The sequence below is a fragment of the Microbacterium kribbense genome (genome assembly GCF_039537285.1).
Taxonomy (GTDB): domain Bacteria; phylum Actinomycetota; class Actinomycetes; order Actinomycetales; family Microbacteriaceae; genus Microbacterium; species Microbacterium kribbense.
This window is the reverse complement of sequence record NZ_BAABAF010000002.1, coordinates 164,547-178,684: the sequence shown is the minus strand read 5'-3', so window position 1 is coordinate 178,684 and position 14,138 is coordinate 164,547. Positions and strand designations below refer to the sequence as shown.

Below are 14,138 nucleotides of genomic sequence, written 5' to 3'. Positions count from 1 at the left end.
GATGACGGATCCGGCACCCCGAGTGGCCCTGGTGGGGGCCGTCGCCGCGGCGGCGCCACCGGCCGAGCGCGCATTCGCCGAGGTGTTCCCCGCGGCGCAGACGTGGAACGTCCTGGACGACCGGCTCATCGCAGACGCCCTGGCCGAAGGCCGTGTGACCGACGCGCTGGCGGCGCGGATGGCCGCACTGATCAGCTATGCCATCGACCACGGGGCCGCCGGGGTGCTGCTGACCTGCTCGATGTACGGCCCGGTCGCCCATGCCGTCGCCGCACAGGCATCCGTCCCGGTGCTCGCCTCCGACGATGCCGCCTTCGCCGATGCCGCATCGGGCGGGTTCGGCCGCATCGCGCTGGTCGCATCGCTGCCGATTCCGCTGGCCGACGCCCGGGCGCGCTTGGACGCGTTCCTGACGCAGCGCGGGCAGCACCTCGAGATCGTGGACGTGCTGGCGGAGCGGGCCGCGGGCGTGACGGATGTCGCAGCCCTGACCGACGCGCTCGCGCAGGCGGTCGGAGGCATCCCGGCGGTCGACGCCGTGCTGCTGGCCCAGTATTCGATCTCACCGGCCACCGATGCACTCGCTGCGCGGATCGGACTGCCGGTGCTGTCGGGGCCGGCACGCGCCGCGGCGCGGATGCGCGATGTCCTCGGGAGCGGCCGCCGATGATCGGGGTCATCGCCGACGATCTGACCGGCGCCACGGACGTGGCGGCGGCGTTCGCATCGGCCGCGCTGCGGGTCGGGTTGTTCTTCGGCGCGATCGACGATGCGGCGTCTGCCGGCGATTTCGACGTCGTCGTGGTCGGCCTGAAGACGCGCACGGTGCCCGCTGCAGATGCGGTGGCGGCCTCGCTGACCGCGGCCCGCGCGCTTCGTGCGCGCGGGTGCGGCCGGCTCTTCTTCAAGTACTGCTCCACCTTCGACTCATCGCCGGCCGGCAACATCGGCCCCGTCGCCGAAGCCCTCGCGGCCGAGGTCGACGCGGGACCGGTCGTCTTCGTGCCGACGACGCCCGTGCAGGGCCGCACGGTGTATCAAGGGCATTTGTTCGTCGGCGAGGTGCTGCTGAGCGAGTCGACGATGCGCGATCATCCGCTCACCCCGATGACCGATGCGAACCTGCCGCGGGTGCTGGCAGCCCAGGCGACGTGCCCGGTGGGGCTGGTCGCCCACGACACCGTCCGCGCCGGCAGCGACGCGATCGCGGCACGGATCGCCGACTTGCACGCGCGCGGCGACGACTTCATCGTGGTCGACGCGGTAGGCGACGACGATCTCGACCAGGTGGCGCGCGCCGTGCGCGCGAACCGGCTCGTCACGGGCGCGGCGGGGCTCGCTGCGGCACTCGCGCGGATCGCAGCATCCGCCCCCGGTGCCAACCGGCCGGACGAGACCGCCGTGCGCCTGGCCTCCGCCACGACGGTCGCGGTGCTCGCGGGCAGCTGCTCGGCGCGCACCCGCGAGCAGATCGCACGATGGCGCGGCCCGGCGCTGCGACTGGATGCCATCGCCGTCCCCGACAGCGACGCCCTCGCCCGCGATGCGCTCGCCTGGTACGACCGCACCCGGGGCGAGGGTGCGCCGCTGATCTCGTCCTGCGCCGACCCCCAGACGCTGCGCCGGGCGCAGCAGACGCTGGGCGCCGACCGCGCCGCCGAGATCATCGAACACGCCCTCGGCCTCATCGCGGTCGGCCTGACCGAGCGCGGCGTGAACCGTCTGATCGTCGCCGGCGGTGAGACGTCGGGCGAGGTGGTTCGGGCGCTGGGCGTCATGCACGGCCGGGTCGGCGCCGAAGCGGCGCCGGGGGTGCCCTGGATCTTCGTGGACCGACCGGCGCCGGTCGCGCTGCTGCTGAAGTCCGGCAACTATGGCGACCCGGACCTGCTGGTCCGCGCCGCGGGGGTGCCCGATGCGCACTGACGAGACGGTGCTCCGACAGTCCGTGGTCGCGGCAGCGCACTCGGCGTTCGCCCGCGGGCTCACTCACGCACGGGTCGACTGGGAACATCAGCGTGCGCGTCGGCGAGCGCGTGCTGGTGACGCCGACCGGCTCGAGCCTGGGCACCGTCGGAGTCGACGACCTGTCGGTGATCGACGCGGACGGGCGGCACCTGGACGGACCGAAGCCGTCGAAGGAGGCGTTCCTGCACACCGCGATCCTGCGGGCGCGGCCGGATGCCGGCGCCGTCGTGCACGCGCACTCCACGCACGCCGCGGCTCTCTCGTGTCTGGCCGACCTCGACCCCGGCGACGTTCTGCCCGCGTTCACCGCCTACTACGCCATGCGCGTCGGCCGAATGCCCCTGGTCCCGTACTTTCCGCCGGGCGACCGGCGGCTGGCCGAGGCGGCGACGCTGCTGGCCGGCGAGCACCGGGCGCTGCTGCTGGCCAATCAAGGCCCGATCGTGGCGGCCGCGAACGTGGCCGCCGCGATGGAGGCCGCGGAGGAGATCGAGCAGACCGCGCGCCTGTTCTTCCTGCTGCAGGACCGCAGCACCCGCCCGCTCACCCCGGAGCAGGTCGCCGCGCTCGGCTCGTGAGAGCGCGGGCGCCCCGATCAGCCCTGCAGCACCTCGCGGCCGATGATCACCCGCATGATCTCGTTGGTCCCCTCGAGGATCTGGTGCACGCGCAGGTCGCGCACGACCTTCTCGATGCCGTAGTCCTGCAGGTAGCCGTACCCGCCGTGCAGCTGCAGCGCCTCGTTGGCGACCTCGAATCCGGCGTCCGTGGCGAACCGCTTGGCCATCGCGCACTGCATCGCGGCATCCGGTTCCTTCGCGTCCAGCGCGGCCGCGGCATCCCGCACCAGCGCCCGGGCGGCCGTGAGCTTGGTGGCCATGTCGGCGACGGCGAACATCACCGTCTCCTTCTCGGCCAGCGGCTCGCCGAACGTGAAGCGCTCGTGCACATAGCGGATCGCCTTGTCCATCGCCCACTGGGCGCCGCCGATCGAGCAGGCCGAGATGTTCAGCCGCCCGCCGTTGAGGCCCTCCATCGCGATCTTGAAGCCGCGGCCGACCTCGCCGAGCACGGCGGATGCCGGCACCCGCACCTCGTCGAAGATGACCTGCCGGGTGGGCTGCGCGTTCCAGCCCATCTTCTTCTCGTTCGGTCCGAACGACAGGCCGGGCAGGCCGTCTTCGACCAGGAATGCGGTGATGCCGCGGGCGCCGGGCTCGCCGGTGCGGGCCATCACGACATAGACCGATGCCTCGCCGCCGCCCGAGATGAACTGCTTGACCCCGGTGAGCACGTACTCGTCGCCGGTTCGGATCGCACTCGTGGTCAGCGCTGCCGCGTCCGAGCCGACGCCGGGCTCGGTCAGGCAGTAGCCGCCGAGGTCGTGCATGCCCAGCAGTCGCGGCAGCCAGGCGTCGCGCTGCGCCATGGTGCCGTAGCTGTCGATCATCCAGGCGACCATGTTGTGGATGCTGATGTAGGCGGCGATCGCAGGGTCGCCGCCGGCGAGCGCCTCGAAGATCGCGACGGCCTCGGTGCGGCCCAGGCCTGCGCCGCCGCTCTCCTCGCGCACGTAGATCCCGCCCAGGCCCAGCTCGCCCGCGCGCTGCACGACGTCACGGGGGAAGTGCTTGGTCTGGTCCCACTCCTGCGCGTGCGGCTCGAGTTCGGTCTGCGCGAACTCGCGCACCGCCTCGAGGATCGCCTGACGCTCTTCGGTCGTCACCATCGTCATGTCGGAACCACCCCTCGATCGACCCCGGCACCGGCATCGTGTGCCGCCGGGTGACGCCCGCGTCGGCATCACGACTATTTTACATGGACGTCCGACTATCTACAGGGGCATCCGATCACTGTGGATACCTCAGCGGTACTGCCTGCGGCCTGCGGCGTGGCCGCCGCCCCGGCGTCCCGCGCGCAGAATCTTCGGTCGGCGCATATGGCGACCTCCACGCAGCAATTCCCGCCATATGCGACGACTCAAACGTTCGGCGACCGGCCCGAGGTCGCGGCATGACGACCCGGCCGGGGTCGTCGCCGCGGCAACGGCCGCGGCAACGACCGTCAGTGGATGCCGCGCCTCAGAGCCGTTCGATGATCGTGGCGTTGGCCATGCCGCCGCCTTCGCACATCGTCTGCAGGCCGAAGCGTCCGCCGGTGGCCTCGAGGTGCGCGAGCAGCGTGCCCATCAGCTTCGCGCCGGTCGCACCCAGCGGGTGGCCGAGGGCGATCGCCCCGCCCCACGGGTTCAGCTTGGCCGGGTCGGCGTGCAGGTCGTGCGTCCACGCCAGCGGCACCGACGCGAACGCCTCGTTGACCTCGTACGCGTCGAGCTGGTCGATCGACATGCCCGATCGCGCCAGAATCCGCTGCGTGGCGGCGATCGGCCCGGTGAGCATCATGATCGGGTCATCGCCCACCACGGCGAAGGAGTGGAACCGCGCTCGCGGGGTGAGCCCCAGTTCTTTCGCCTTCTCTTCGCTCATGATCAGCAGCGCGGTCGCGCCGTCGGTCAGGGGCGACGAGTTGCCGGGCGTGATCTGCCAGTCGATCTCGGGGAACCGCGCCACCATCTCGTCGGTGCGGAACGACGGGTTCAACCCCGCCAGGCCCTCGACCGTGGTGGTCGGGCGCACCGTCTGGTCGATCGTCAGCTCGGCGGCGCCGGGCACCGGCACCACCTGGCCGTCGAAGCGGCCCCTGGCCCAAGCATCCGCCGCCCGGCGATGGGACTCGGCCGAGAAGGTGTCCAGGTCGGTGCGCGAGAACCCCCACTTGCGGGCGATCAGCTCCGCCGACACGCCCTGGTTGACCAGGCCCTCGGGGTAGCGCGCCTTCAGTCCCTCGGAGGGCACGCCGCCGTGGGCGGACGAGCCCAGCGGCACCCGGCTCATCGACTCGACGCCGCCGGCGATCACGATGTCGTAGGCGCCGGCGATGACGCCCTGCGCACCGAAGTGCGCAGCCTGCTGGCTGGATCCGCACTGCCGGTCGATCGTGGTGGCCGGCACCGTCTCGTCGAACCCGGCCGCCAGCACGGACTGGCGGCCGACGTTCAGGGCCTGATCGGCGATCTGGCTGACGCACCCCCACAGCACGTCGTCGATCTGGGTCGATTCGAGCCCGTTGCGCTCGAGGATGGCGCGCAGCACCGTCGCCGACAGGTCGACGGGGTGCACGCCGCTGAGCGCGCCGCCGGGCTTGCCGCGGCCGACCGGGGTGCGAACGGCGTCGACGATGACTGCAGTGGCCATCAGTGGGCCTCCTCCGGGCGGGATGCCGCATCCTGCACCGCGGCATCGGGAACATATCCTTCGATGTGCCGCTCGTCGGGCCCGTTGTAGGCCGACAGCGGACGGATCAGGGCATTGGATGCCTGCTGCTCCATGATGTGCGCCGTCCAGCCGGTGACCCGCGCGGCCACGAACAGCGGCGTGAAGGTGAGCGTGTCGAAGCCCATCAGGTTGTAGGCCGGGCCGGACGGGTAGTCCAGGTTCGGGTAGATGCCCTTGCGCGCGACGAACTCGGACTCGAGCGTCGTGTACAGCGCCAGCACGTCGGGCCGGTCGTAGTGCTCGACGAGGGTGTCCAGCGCCGCCTTCATCGTCGGCACCCGCGAGTCGCCGCGCTTGTACACGCGGTGTCCGAAGCCCATGATCTTGCGCTTGGCGGCGAGCGCCTGGTCCAGCCACGCCGCCACGTTGTCGGCGGTGCCGATCTCGTCGAAGATGTGCAGGACGGCCTCATTGGCACCGCCGTGCAGCGGGCCCTTCAGCGCGCCGATCGCGGCGACGACAGCCGAGTAGAGGTCGCTGAGCGTGGATGTCACGACCCGCGCCGTGAAGGTCGAGGCGTTGAACGAGTGCTCGGCGTAGAGGATCATCGACCGGTTGAACGCGTCGACCACGACCTCGTCGGCCTCCCGCCCGAACGTCATCCAGAGGAAGTTCGCCGCGTAGTCCAGGTCGTCCCGCGGCGGTACGAGCGCCTCGCCCCGCCGCCGGCGCTGGCCGTAGGCGACGATCGCCGGCAGCGCGGCGAACAGCCGGATGCTGCGGTCGAGGTTCTCGTCGGGCGTGCCGACGGCGTCCATCACGTTGCCGATGTCGGCCAGGTCCACGGCGCCGATCACCGATGCCGCGGTGCGGATCTCATCCATCGGGTGCGCTCCCGGCGGCAGCAGGTCGATGGCCTGCTGCACCGCCGGCACCAGCGCACGGTGCGCCCGTTCGGTGGCGCGCAGCGCCGCCAGCTGTTCGGCGTCGGGCAGCTCGCCGTGCCAGAGCAGGTAGGCGACGGCCTCGAACGGCTCGGTCGCGGCCAGCTCGTGCACCGGGTACCCGCGGTACAGCAGTGAGTTCGTGTCGGGGTTGACCTTGCTGATCGCGGTGTAGTCGACCGTGACCCCCGCGAGGCCCTTCTTGATCTCGATGTCGGTCATGCCGTTCTCCTATCGCGCAACCTGGAAATTGAAGACGCCGGTGTCGAAGTGGTTGTATGCCTCGTAGTCGAGCAGATCGTAGAGGTCGGCGCGATGCTGCATCTCGCCGAGCCGGGAGGTCAGCTGCCCCTCCTCGTTCAGCGTATCGAGCGCGCGGCCTGCTGCGCCCATCGCGGTGCGCAGCAGCGAGACCGGCCAGATCACGATGTTCACGCCGACGTCCCGCAGCTGATCGACCGAGAACAGATCGCTCTTGCCGAACTCGGTCATGTTCGCCAGGATCGGCACCTCGACGGCCGCGCGCATCGCGGCGAATTCCGCCAGGGTGCGCATCGCCTCGGGGAAGATGGCGTCGGCCCCGGCATCCACCAGCGCCTTCGCGCGGTCCTTTGCGGCTTCGAGCCCCTCCACGGCGCGGATGTCGGTGCGCGCCATGATCAGGAAGTTCGGGTCGCGGCGGGCGTCGGCGGCGGCGCGGATGCGCTTGATAGCGGTGTCCTCATCGACGACCTGCTTGCCGTCCAGGTGCCCGCACCGCTTCGGATTGACCTGGTCCTCGATGTGCGTGCCGGCAAGGCCGGCATCCTCGAGGGTCTGGATCGTGCGCGCCACGTTCATCGGCTCGCCGAATCCGGTGTCGGCGTCGATGATCGCCGGCAGCTCGGTCATCCGCGCGATCTGCTGGCCGCGCCCGGCCACCTCGGACAGCGTCGTCAGGCCGATGTCGGGCAGGCCCAGATCGGCCGAGAGCACCGCCCCCGAGATGTAGACGCCCTCGAAGCCCTTGCGCTCGATCAGCCGCGCCGACAGCGGATTGAACGCACCGGGGAAGCGCAGCAGCTCGCCGGACGCGAGCCGCTCCCGGAACAGCCGGCGCTTCTCGGCGGGAGGCGTGGTGGCGTACAGCATCAGAACAGCCCCTTCGGCGCCGGCGCCGCCGCCAGCACGCCGGCCTTGGCGACGATCGACAGCTGCGCGACCTCTTCGGCGGTCAGCTCGGGCAGCCGCTGCGCGAGGTCGAGGAACCGCTCGATCTCCTCCGGCTCGAGCACGGGCTCTGCCAGCATCCGGAACTTGCGGATGTAGTCCTCGCGGGCGAACGGCCGCGCGCCCAGCGGGTGCGCATCGGCGACGGCGATCTCCTCGACGATCTGCCCGCCGTCGACGAAGGTGATCTCGACCCGTCCGCCGAAGGCCTTCTCGTTCGGGTCCTCGGAATGGTAGCGGCGCGTCCACTCCTCGTCTTCGGCGGTGGTGACCTTCTGCCACAGCGCCACGGTGTCCTCCCGCGCGGCGCGCTCGGGCAGGTACGAGTCGACGTGGTGCCAGGTGCCGTCCTGCAGCGCGACCGTGAAGATGTACGGGATCGAGTGGTCGAGCGTCTCGCGGGATGCCGTCGGGTCGTACTTCTGCGGGTCGTTCGCACCCGACCCGATCACATAGTGCGTGTGGTGGCTGGTGTGCAGCACGATCGAGGCGACGCCTGCCGCCGTGAACGCGTCCGGGTGCTCGCGGTGCAGCTTGCGGGCCAGGTCGATCCAGGCCTGCGCCTGATACTCGGCCGAGTGCTCCTTCGTGAACGAGTCGAGGATCGCCCGCTTGGCCTCACCGGCACCGGGCAGCGGCACGTCGTAGGCGGCGTCCGGCCCGTCCAGCAGCCACGCGATCACACCGTCCTCGCCCTCATAGATGGGACTCGGACTGGTCTGCCCGCGCATCGCGCGGTCGACGGCCTCGACCGCCATCTTGCCGGCGAACGCCGGGGCATGCGCCTTCCACGTCGAGATCTCGCCCTTGCGCGACTGCCGGGTGGCGGTCGTGGTGTGCAGTGCCTGCCCGATCGCCTGATAGATCGTCTCGACCGGCAGGTGCAGCAGCGTGCCGATGCCTGCGGCGGCCGACGGGCCGAGGTGCGCGACGTGGTCGATCTTGTGCTGGTGCAGGCTGATCACGCGAGCCAGATCGATCTGGATCTCGTACCCGGTCGCGATGGCGCGCACCAGGTCGGCGCCGGTGCTGCCGACATGCTGGGCGACCGCGACGATCGGCGGGATGTTGTCGCCCGGGTGCGAGTACTCGGCGGCCAGGAAGGTGTCGTGGTAGTCCAGCTCGCGCACGGCCACCCCGTTAGCCCACGCGGCCCATTCCGGACTCGTGTGGCGATCCAGCAGGCATCCGAAGATCGTCGCACCGTGGCCCGACACCGATACCGCGTGATCCAGCGCCTGCTGGCGGGCCGCACTGACCGGACCGCGGGTGAGGGATGCCGCGGCGACCGCCGCGTTGTCGATGACGCGGTTGATGACCATGGCGACCACCTCGTCGTCCACCGGCACCGGGTCGGCGGCGACCTCGGCGATCTTGTACGCGAGCTGGTCTTCGCGGGGCAGGTCCTCTTCGCTCGTGTAGACGCGAACGTGATGGGTGACGGTCATGCTGCTCCTTGTTCGGATACGGGCGGCTCGCTCTGCAGCGAGGCGAGGATGCTCTCCAGCGCATTGTGCACGTGCAGGTGCGTGGCGTGGGCGGCGAGGTCTTCGTCGTGCGCGGCGATCGCACGCGCGATCGTGCGGTGCTCGATGACGGCGGCGGTGACCCGTTCGGCGTTCTCGCGGGCGAGCCGGCGCACGCGCACCAGGTGCGTGCGGATCGTGCGCAGCGCGGCGATCAGATAGTCGTTGGCCACCGCGGCATCGACGGCGGCGTCGAAGCGGGCGAACAGGTCGTCGTAGATCGGCACGGCAGGAGTCTCGCCCCGGCTGGCCCGGTCGAATTCGGCGGCGAGCGCCGCGAACGTGGCCGTGTCCCCGCGCTGGGCGGCCAGTCGCGCGGCGGTCTCTTCGAGCGCGCGGCGCATCTCGAAGATCTCGCGGATGTCGCCGGCATCGATCTCGCTGACGACGGTGACCCGCGGCGACTGCTGCACCACCAGGCCGTCGGCGGCCAGCCGCCCGAGCGCCTCGCGCAACGGAGTGCGGCTGACCCCGAGACGAGCGGCCTGCTCGACTTCGCCCAGCACGGCGCCGGCCGCGAGCGCGCCGGACTGGATCTCATCCAGCAGCGTGCGATACGCCCTGTCGCTGGCGCGCATGCACACCTCCTTGCGTCACTTCTCATCTATCAGTGTATACATAAAGTGGCACACATGCCAGCTGATAGTGCTTGGCTCCGCTTTTCGTATACATTCCTGCGAGTGGGCTTCTCCTAGAAATCCACCGACGGCGAGCGCATCACTGTGGTCAAGGGCGTCTCGGGCTTTTGCTCCGAGGTGCTCGGGAGCGAACACCGCCCGACGCTCGGGGGGCAGGGCGATCACCGCTTCAGCACGTCCGCAGGCGCCGACGTAGATCGTCTCGCCGGCACGCGCGCCCTGCACGAGCTTGCTGAGGTTCGCCTTCGCCTCAGAAATGGGGATCACGGCCGACATGTGTTCGGAATACCAGACTTGGTCTTGGCCAGACCAAGGTTCGAGGGCCGTGCACCGTCGCCGCCGCAACGACGCCGGGGCGCGGCATCCATTCGATGATGGACGCCGCGCCCCGGGTCGGTCTCGACTCAGACGGCGGCCTTCTCCGGCTCGGCCTCGGGCAGCACCGCATCGTCGATGTCGATGGCGTCGGTGTCGTCGACGTCGCTGTCATCGGCGAAGGGCAGGCCCTGGCGCGGCGCGTTGTACAGGTCGAGGTTCAGGATGCGCTCGCGTCGGGCGACGATCGTGGGCACGAGCGCCTGCCCGGCGACGTTGGTGGCGGTGCGGCCCATGTCGAGGATCGGATCGATCGCCAGCAGCAGTCCGACGCCTTCCAGCGGCAGGCCCAGCGTCGACAGCGTCAGCGTGAGCATGACGATCGCGCCGGTGGTCCCCGCCGTGGCCGCCGACCCGAACACGGCCACGACGATGATCAGGATGTACTGGATCGGCGTCAGCGCGATGCCGAAGAACTGGGCGACGAAGATCGCGGCGATGGCCGGATAGATCGCGGCGCAGCCGTCCATCTTGGTGGTGGCACCGAACGGCACCGCGAACGACGCGTACGCGCGCGGCACCCCGAGGTTGCGCTCGACGACGCGCTCGGTCACCGGCAGGGTGCCGATCGAAGACCGGCTCACGAAGCCGAGCTGCACGGCCGGCCACACGCCCGAGTAGTACTGGCGGATCGACAGCCCGTGCGCCTTGATGATGCTCGGGTAGACCACGAACACGACGATCAGCAGCCCGAGGTACACGGCCGCGGCGAACCAGATCAGCGACGCGAGCTTCGCCCAGCCGTAGTCGACCACGGCGCTGGCGATCAAGCCCAGGGTGCCGATCGGCGCGATCCGGATGATCCACCACAGCACCCGCTGGATGATCTTCAGGAACGACTCGACGACCGCCAGGAACGGCTCCGCCCTGCGGCCCGCCTTCAGCGCCGCGATGCCGATTACTGCCGACACCACGATCACCTGCAGGATGTTGAAGCTGGCGGCCGAGCTGACGACGTCGCCGTCGAGCGAGCTGCGCACGCCCAGACCCAGGAAGTTCTCGGGGATGAGCCCGATCAGGAAGTTCCACCAGGTGCCGACCGAGTGCGGCGCGCCGGTCTGCAGCCCGTCGCCGGCACGCGCGCCGGGCTGGATCACCAGGCCCAGCACGATGCCGATCGACACCGCGATGAACGCCGTGATCGCGAACCACAGCAGCGTCTGGCCGGCCAGCCGTGCGGCGTTGCGCACCCGGCGCAGGTTCGAGATGCTGGCCACGATCGCGGCGAAGATCAACGGCACGACGGCCGCCTTCAGCAATGTGACGTAGGACGAGCCGATCACGCCGAGCGTCGCGGCAAGCCCGTTGGCATTGCCCGCGCCGTCGTCGCCGATCGACAGCGCCCACAGGCCCAGGACGATGCCCAGGACCAGGGCGATGAGGATCTGGAATCCGAAGTTGGTCAGCAGGCGGCGGACCGGCCCGCGCTCTGCCTGGGCGTCTCGCGACGCGGTCTGGGTGCTCATGGGAGTCCGTTTCTGAGAGAAGAATATGTGCGCCCGATGCTATTGGTGTGGGATGCCGCCGGTGCGGGTGTGACGAATCGTGACGTCATACCGCGACACGCGCCGCAGCGCGCCCGCGGCCTCCTTCACACACTTCACAAACTTCTGAAATCGGCGTACACTCGCGGCTCATGACCACCGTGATAGAGACCCGAGGACTGCACAAGCACTACGGCCGCACGCATGCCCTCGACGGCCTCGACCTCACCGTCGACGCCGGAGCGGTGCACGGCTTCCTCGGCCCCAACGGTGCCGGCAAGACCACCACGATCCGAGTCCTGCTGGGCTTGGCCCGCAAAACCGCGGGCGCGGCATCCGTGTTCGGATTGGACCCCTGGACGGATGCCGTCGCCATTCACCGGCGCATCGCGTACGTGCCCGGCGACGTGAGCGTCTGGCCCAACCTCAGCGGCGGCGAGGCCGTCGATCTGCTCGTGCGCCTGCGCGGCACCGCGCGCACCGACCGCACCTACCGTCGTGAGCGCGAGCGCCTGATGGCTGAGTTCCAGTTCGACCCCCGCAAGAAGGGCCGCAGCTACTCGAAGGGCAACCGGCAGAAGGTGGCGCTGATCGCCGCGTTCGCGGTGCCTGCCGACCTGTACATCCTCGACGAGCCGACGAGCGGTCTGGACCCGCTGATGTCGGTGGTCTTCCACCGCGAGGTGGCGCGGGTGCGGGATGCCGGTGCCACGGTGCTGCTGTCCAGTCACATCCTGTCCGAGGTCGAGCAGCTGTGCGACCGGGTCTGGATCATCCGCGCCGGCCGCATCGTCGAATCCGGGACGCTGGCCGACCTGCGCCACCTCACCCGCACCGAGGTCTCGTTCGCCGCCGACGGAGTGGACCCCGACCGGCTGGCCGCGATCCCGGGGGCCCACGATGCATCCGTGCAGGCGGGCCGGGCCCGGTTCACGATCGACAGCGACACGATTGCGCAGACCCTGCCGATGCTGGCGCAGCTGGGTGTGGCAGGGCTGCGGGTCGCTCCCCCTTCTCTGGAGGAGCTGTTCCTGCGCCACTACGGCGACGACCTCGCCGAGCTCGAGACCGCGGCGGCGGGGCAGCGGCGATGAGTGAGCTCACCGCCCTGCTGCGGCAGCGGATGCGCCGCGACTGGCTGCAGCTGGCGCTGTGGATCGTCGGCACCGCGCTGATGGCGTACGCCGGCTACGCCGGTGTCACACAGTCGTATTCGACACTCGCCGATCGGCAGAACATCCTCGCCGCCGCGGTGGCCAACCCCGTCATCCTGATGTTCCGCGGCCTGCCGTCGGGGCCGAGCGCCGGCGCATTCCTCGCGTTCGAGATCCTGCCCTGGCTGGCGATCCTCGCCGCCCTGATGACGACGTTCCTGGCCGTGCGGCACACCCGCGCCGACGAAGAGGCGGGCCGGGCCGAGCTGCTGTCGGCGACGCCGGCGAGTCGGAGCATGCCCACGATCGCCACAGCGGTGCACGGAGTGATCGCGAACGTCGTGCTCGCGCTCCTGACCGCGGCTGCCCTGATCTCGACGGGGATGGACCCGGGCGGCTCGTGGCTGGCCGGCGCCGCCGCCGGCGCCACCGGCATCTCGTTCTTGGGCATCGGCCTGGTCGCCGCCCAGCTCGTGCGCACGTCACGGGCCGCGAATTCGATCGCCGTGTGGGCGCTGGTGGCCCTGTTCCTGCTGCGCGGCATCGGCAACGCGGCGGGCACGCCGAGCGCCGACCTCACGCATGTGACGAGCGCCTGGCCGGCGTGGGTCTCGCCGTTCGGGTGGGCCGAACAGACCCGCCCGTACGACGCGGACTCGTGGTGGCCGGTGCTGCTGGCGGTCGTCGTCGGCCTGGCTCTGAGCATCGTCGCCTCGGTGCTGCAGTCGGTGCGCGACATCGGTGCGGCCTTTCTGGCGGGCAGGCCGGGCCGGGCGCACGCCCGCCCGGCGCTGTCGTCGCCGCAGGCCCTGCTCTGGCGACTGGCGTCCGGCTCGATCGTCGGATGGGCGATCGGCGGGGCCCTGACCGGCATCCTCGCCACGACGCTGGGGAGCGTCGTGGACCAGGTCGCCGATCAGAACCGGGCCGTGGTCGAGATCATCACGAAGCTCGCGCAGTCCGGCTCGCTCGACGAAGCGACGATCACGGTGTTCTTCACGATGCTCGGCATCGTCGCCGCCTGCTGCGCCGTGCAGACCATCGCCCGCGCCCGGCAGGAGGAGGCGCACGGCACCGCCGAACCGGTGCTGGCGACCCTCGTCGGGCGGGTTCGGTGGCTGGCGGACTACCTCATCGTGGCGACCTGCGCCGTGCTGATCACCGTGGTCGCCGCTGTGGCGGCCGGATGCCTCGGCATCGCCGGAAGCGGCGGGTCGGCCGACCTGTACCGCACGGTGCTCGTCGACGGTGTGGGGCAGCTGGTCGCGGCATCCGTGTTCACCGTCGTCACCGCGCTCGTGTTCGTGCTCGTTCCGCGCGCGACGATCGGCCTGGGCTGGGCGCTGCTGCTGATCGCCACGATGCTCGGCATGTTCGGGCCCTTGTTCGGGCTGCCCGAGTGGACCACGCGCCTCTCGCCGTTCGGCGTGACTCCGGTGGTCTCGGAAAGTGGCGTCGACATGCGGGGCCTGTGGTGGCTCGTACTGGCGGTCGCCGTCGGGGCTGCGGCGTCCCTGAGCCTGATGCGACGGCGCGAACTCGCGGCCGACGGATAGATTCGATGC

The 14,138-nt window shown here is 70.6% G+C and carries 13 protein-coding genes; 5 read left to right on the top strand and 8 right to left on the bottom strand.

Annotated features, from left to right (window positions below; translation table 11 throughout):
* The first annotated feature begins 1 nt into the window (after position 1).
* From ABD705_RS03975 to ABD705_RS03965, 3 genes are all read left to right on the top strand, one after another.
* Positions 2–670: an aspartate/glutamate racemase family protein gene (locus ABD705_RS03975; RefSeq protein ID WP_344780782.1), complete on the top strand. Its 669-nt coding sequence runs from the start codon at positions 2–4 to the stop codon at positions 668–670.
* A complete protein-coding gene (gene otnK / locus ABD705_RS03970) occupies positions 667–1,926 on the top strand; it encodes a 3-oxo-tetronate kinase (protein WP_344780780.1) in 1,260 nt (419 codons plus the stop codon). Before ABD705_RS03975 ends, otnK begins: the two co-directional genes overlap by 4 nt.
* 92 nt (positions 1,927–2,018) lie before the next feature.
* Positions 2,019–2,546 (top strand): class II aldolase/adducin family protein, encoded by a 528-nt coding sequence (locus ABD705_RS03965; protein WP_344780778.1) that lies wholly within the window; start codon positions 2,019–2,021, stop codon positions 2,544–2,546.
* A 17-nt stretch (positions 2,547–2,563) separates the two neighbouring features.
* On the opposite strand, the gene ABD705_RS03960 is transcribed toward ABD705_RS03965, so the two are convergent.
* From ABD705_RS03960 to ABD705_RS03925, 8 genes are all read right to left on the bottom strand, one after another.
* A complete protein-coding gene (locus ABD705_RS03960; protein ID WP_344780776.1) occupies positions 2,564–3,703 on the bottom strand; it encodes an acyl-CoA dehydrogenase family protein in 1,140 nt (379 codons plus the stop codon).
* A 346-nt stretch (positions 3,704–4,049) separates the two neighbouring features.
* Positions 4,050–5,222, bottom strand: a complete 1,173-nt coding sequence (locus ABD705_RS03955; protein ID WP_344780774.1) for a thiolase family protein — start codon at positions 5,220–5,222, stop codon at positions 4,050–4,052.
* Positions 5,222–6,409 (bottom strand): bifunctional 2-methylcitrate synthase/citrate synthase, encoded by a 1,188-nt coding sequence (locus ABD705_RS03950; RefSeq protein WP_344780772.1) that lies wholly within the window; start codon positions 6,407–6,409, stop codon positions 5,222–5,224. The genes ABD705_RS03955 and ABD705_RS03950 overlap by 1 nt, the downstream gene beginning before the upstream one ends.
* A gap of 9 nt (positions 6,410–6,418) precedes the next feature.
* Complete coding sequence (gene prpB / locus ABD705_RS03945; RefSeq protein ID WP_344780770.1) at positions 6,419–7,318, bottom strand: methylisocitrate lyase; 900 nt, start codon at positions 7,316–7,318, stop codon at positions 6,419–6,421.
* Complete coding sequence (locus ABD705_RS03940) at positions 7,318–8,844, bottom strand: MmgE/PrpD family protein (protein ID WP_344780768.1); 1,527 nt, start codon at positions 8,842–8,844, stop codon at positions 7,318–7,320. Before ABD705_RS03940 ends, prpB begins: the two co-directional genes overlap by 1 nt.
* Positions 8,841–9,500: a GntR family transcriptional regulator gene (locus ABD705_RS03935; protein ID WP_344780766.1), complete on the bottom strand. Its 660-nt coding sequence runs from the start codon at positions 9,498–9,500 to the stop codon at positions 8,841–8,843. The genes ABD705_RS03940 and ABD705_RS03935 overlap by 4 nt, the downstream gene beginning before the upstream one ends.
* 15 nt (positions 9,501–9,515) lie before the next feature.
* Positions 9,516–9,836 (bottom strand): type II toxin-antitoxin system Phd/YefM family antitoxin, encoded by a 321-nt coding sequence (locus ABD705_RS03930; protein ID WP_344780764.1) that lies wholly within the window; start codon positions 9,834–9,836, stop codon positions 9,516–9,518.
* A gap of 128 nt (positions 9,837–9,964) precedes the next feature.
* Complete coding sequence (locus tag ABD705_RS03925) at positions 9,965–11,401, bottom strand: dicarboxylate/amino acid:cation symporter (protein WP_344780762.1); 1,437 nt, start codon at positions 11,399–11,401, stop codon at positions 9,965–9,967.
* A 170-nt stretch (positions 11,402–11,571) separates the two neighbouring features.
* On the opposite strand from ABD705_RS03925, the gene ABD705_RS03920 reads away from it, so the two are divergent.
* Both ABD705_RS03920 and ABD705_RS03915 read left to right on the top strand, forming a co-directional pair.
* Positions 11,572–12,513 (top strand): ABC transporter ATP-binding protein, encoded by a 942-nt coding sequence (locus tag ABD705_RS03920; RefSeq protein WP_344780760.1) that lies wholly within the window; start codon positions 11,572–11,574, stop codon positions 12,511–12,513.
* Entirely contained in the window at positions 12,510–14,129 is a 1,620-nt protein-coding gene (locus tag ABD705_RS03915) for an ABC transporter permease (protein ID WP_344780758.1), read from the top strand. The genes ABD705_RS03920 and ABD705_RS03915 overlap by 4 nt, the downstream gene beginning before the upstream one ends.
* The last annotated feature ends 9 nt before the right edge of the window (positions 14,130–14,138 follow it).

Excerpts from the sequence above, each read along its gene's own strand:
- ABD705_RS03975 (WP_344780782.1), top strand. The coding sequence starts at position 2 with ATGACGGATCCGGCACCCCGAGTGGCCCTGGTGGGGGCCGTCGCCGCG.
- otnK (WP_344780780.1), top strand. The coding sequence starts at position 667 with ATGATCGGGGTCATCGCCGACGATCTGACCGGCGCCACGGACGTGGCG.
- ABD705_RS03960 (WP_344780776.1), bottom strand. The coding sequence starts at position 3,703 with ATGACGATGGTGACGACCGAAGAGCGTCAGGCGATCCTCGAGGCGGTG.
- ABD705_RS03955 (WP_344780774.1), bottom strand. The coding sequence starts at position 5,222 with ATGGCCACTGCAGTCATCGTCGACGCCGTTCGCACCCCGGTCGGCCGC.
- ABD705_RS03950 (WP_344780772.1), bottom strand. The coding sequence starts at position 6,409 with ATGACCGACATCGAGATCAAGAAGGGCCTCGCGGGGGTCACGGTCGAC.
- prpB (WP_344780770.1), bottom strand. The coding sequence starts at position 7,318 with ATGCTGTACGCCACCACGCCTCCCGCCGAGAAGCGCCGGCTGTTCCGG.
- ABD705_RS03940 (WP_344780768.1), bottom strand. The coding sequence starts at position 8,844 with ATGACCGTCACCCATCACGTTCGCGTCTACACGAGCGAAGAGGACCTG.
- ABD705_RS03935 (WP_344780766.1), bottom strand. The coding sequence starts at position 9,500 with ATGCGCGCCAGCGACAGGGCGTATCGCACGCTGCTGGATGAGATCCAG.
- ABD705_RS03930 (WP_344780764.1), bottom strand. The coding sequence starts at position 9,836 with ATGTCGGCCGTGATCCCCATTTCTGAGGCGAAGGCGAACCTCAGCAAG.
- ABD705_RS03925 (WP_344780762.1), bottom strand. The coding sequence starts at position 11,401 with ATGAGCACCCAGACCGCGTCGCGAGACGCCCAGGCAGAGCGCGGGCCG.
- ABD705_RS03920 (WP_344780760.1), top strand. The coding sequence starts at position 11,572 with ATGACCACCGTGATAGAGACCCGAGGACTGCACAAGCACTACGGCCGC.
- ABD705_RS03915 (WP_344780758.1), top strand. The coding sequence starts at position 12,510 with ATGAGTGAGCTCACCGCCCTGCTGCGGCAGCGGATGCGCCGCGACTGG.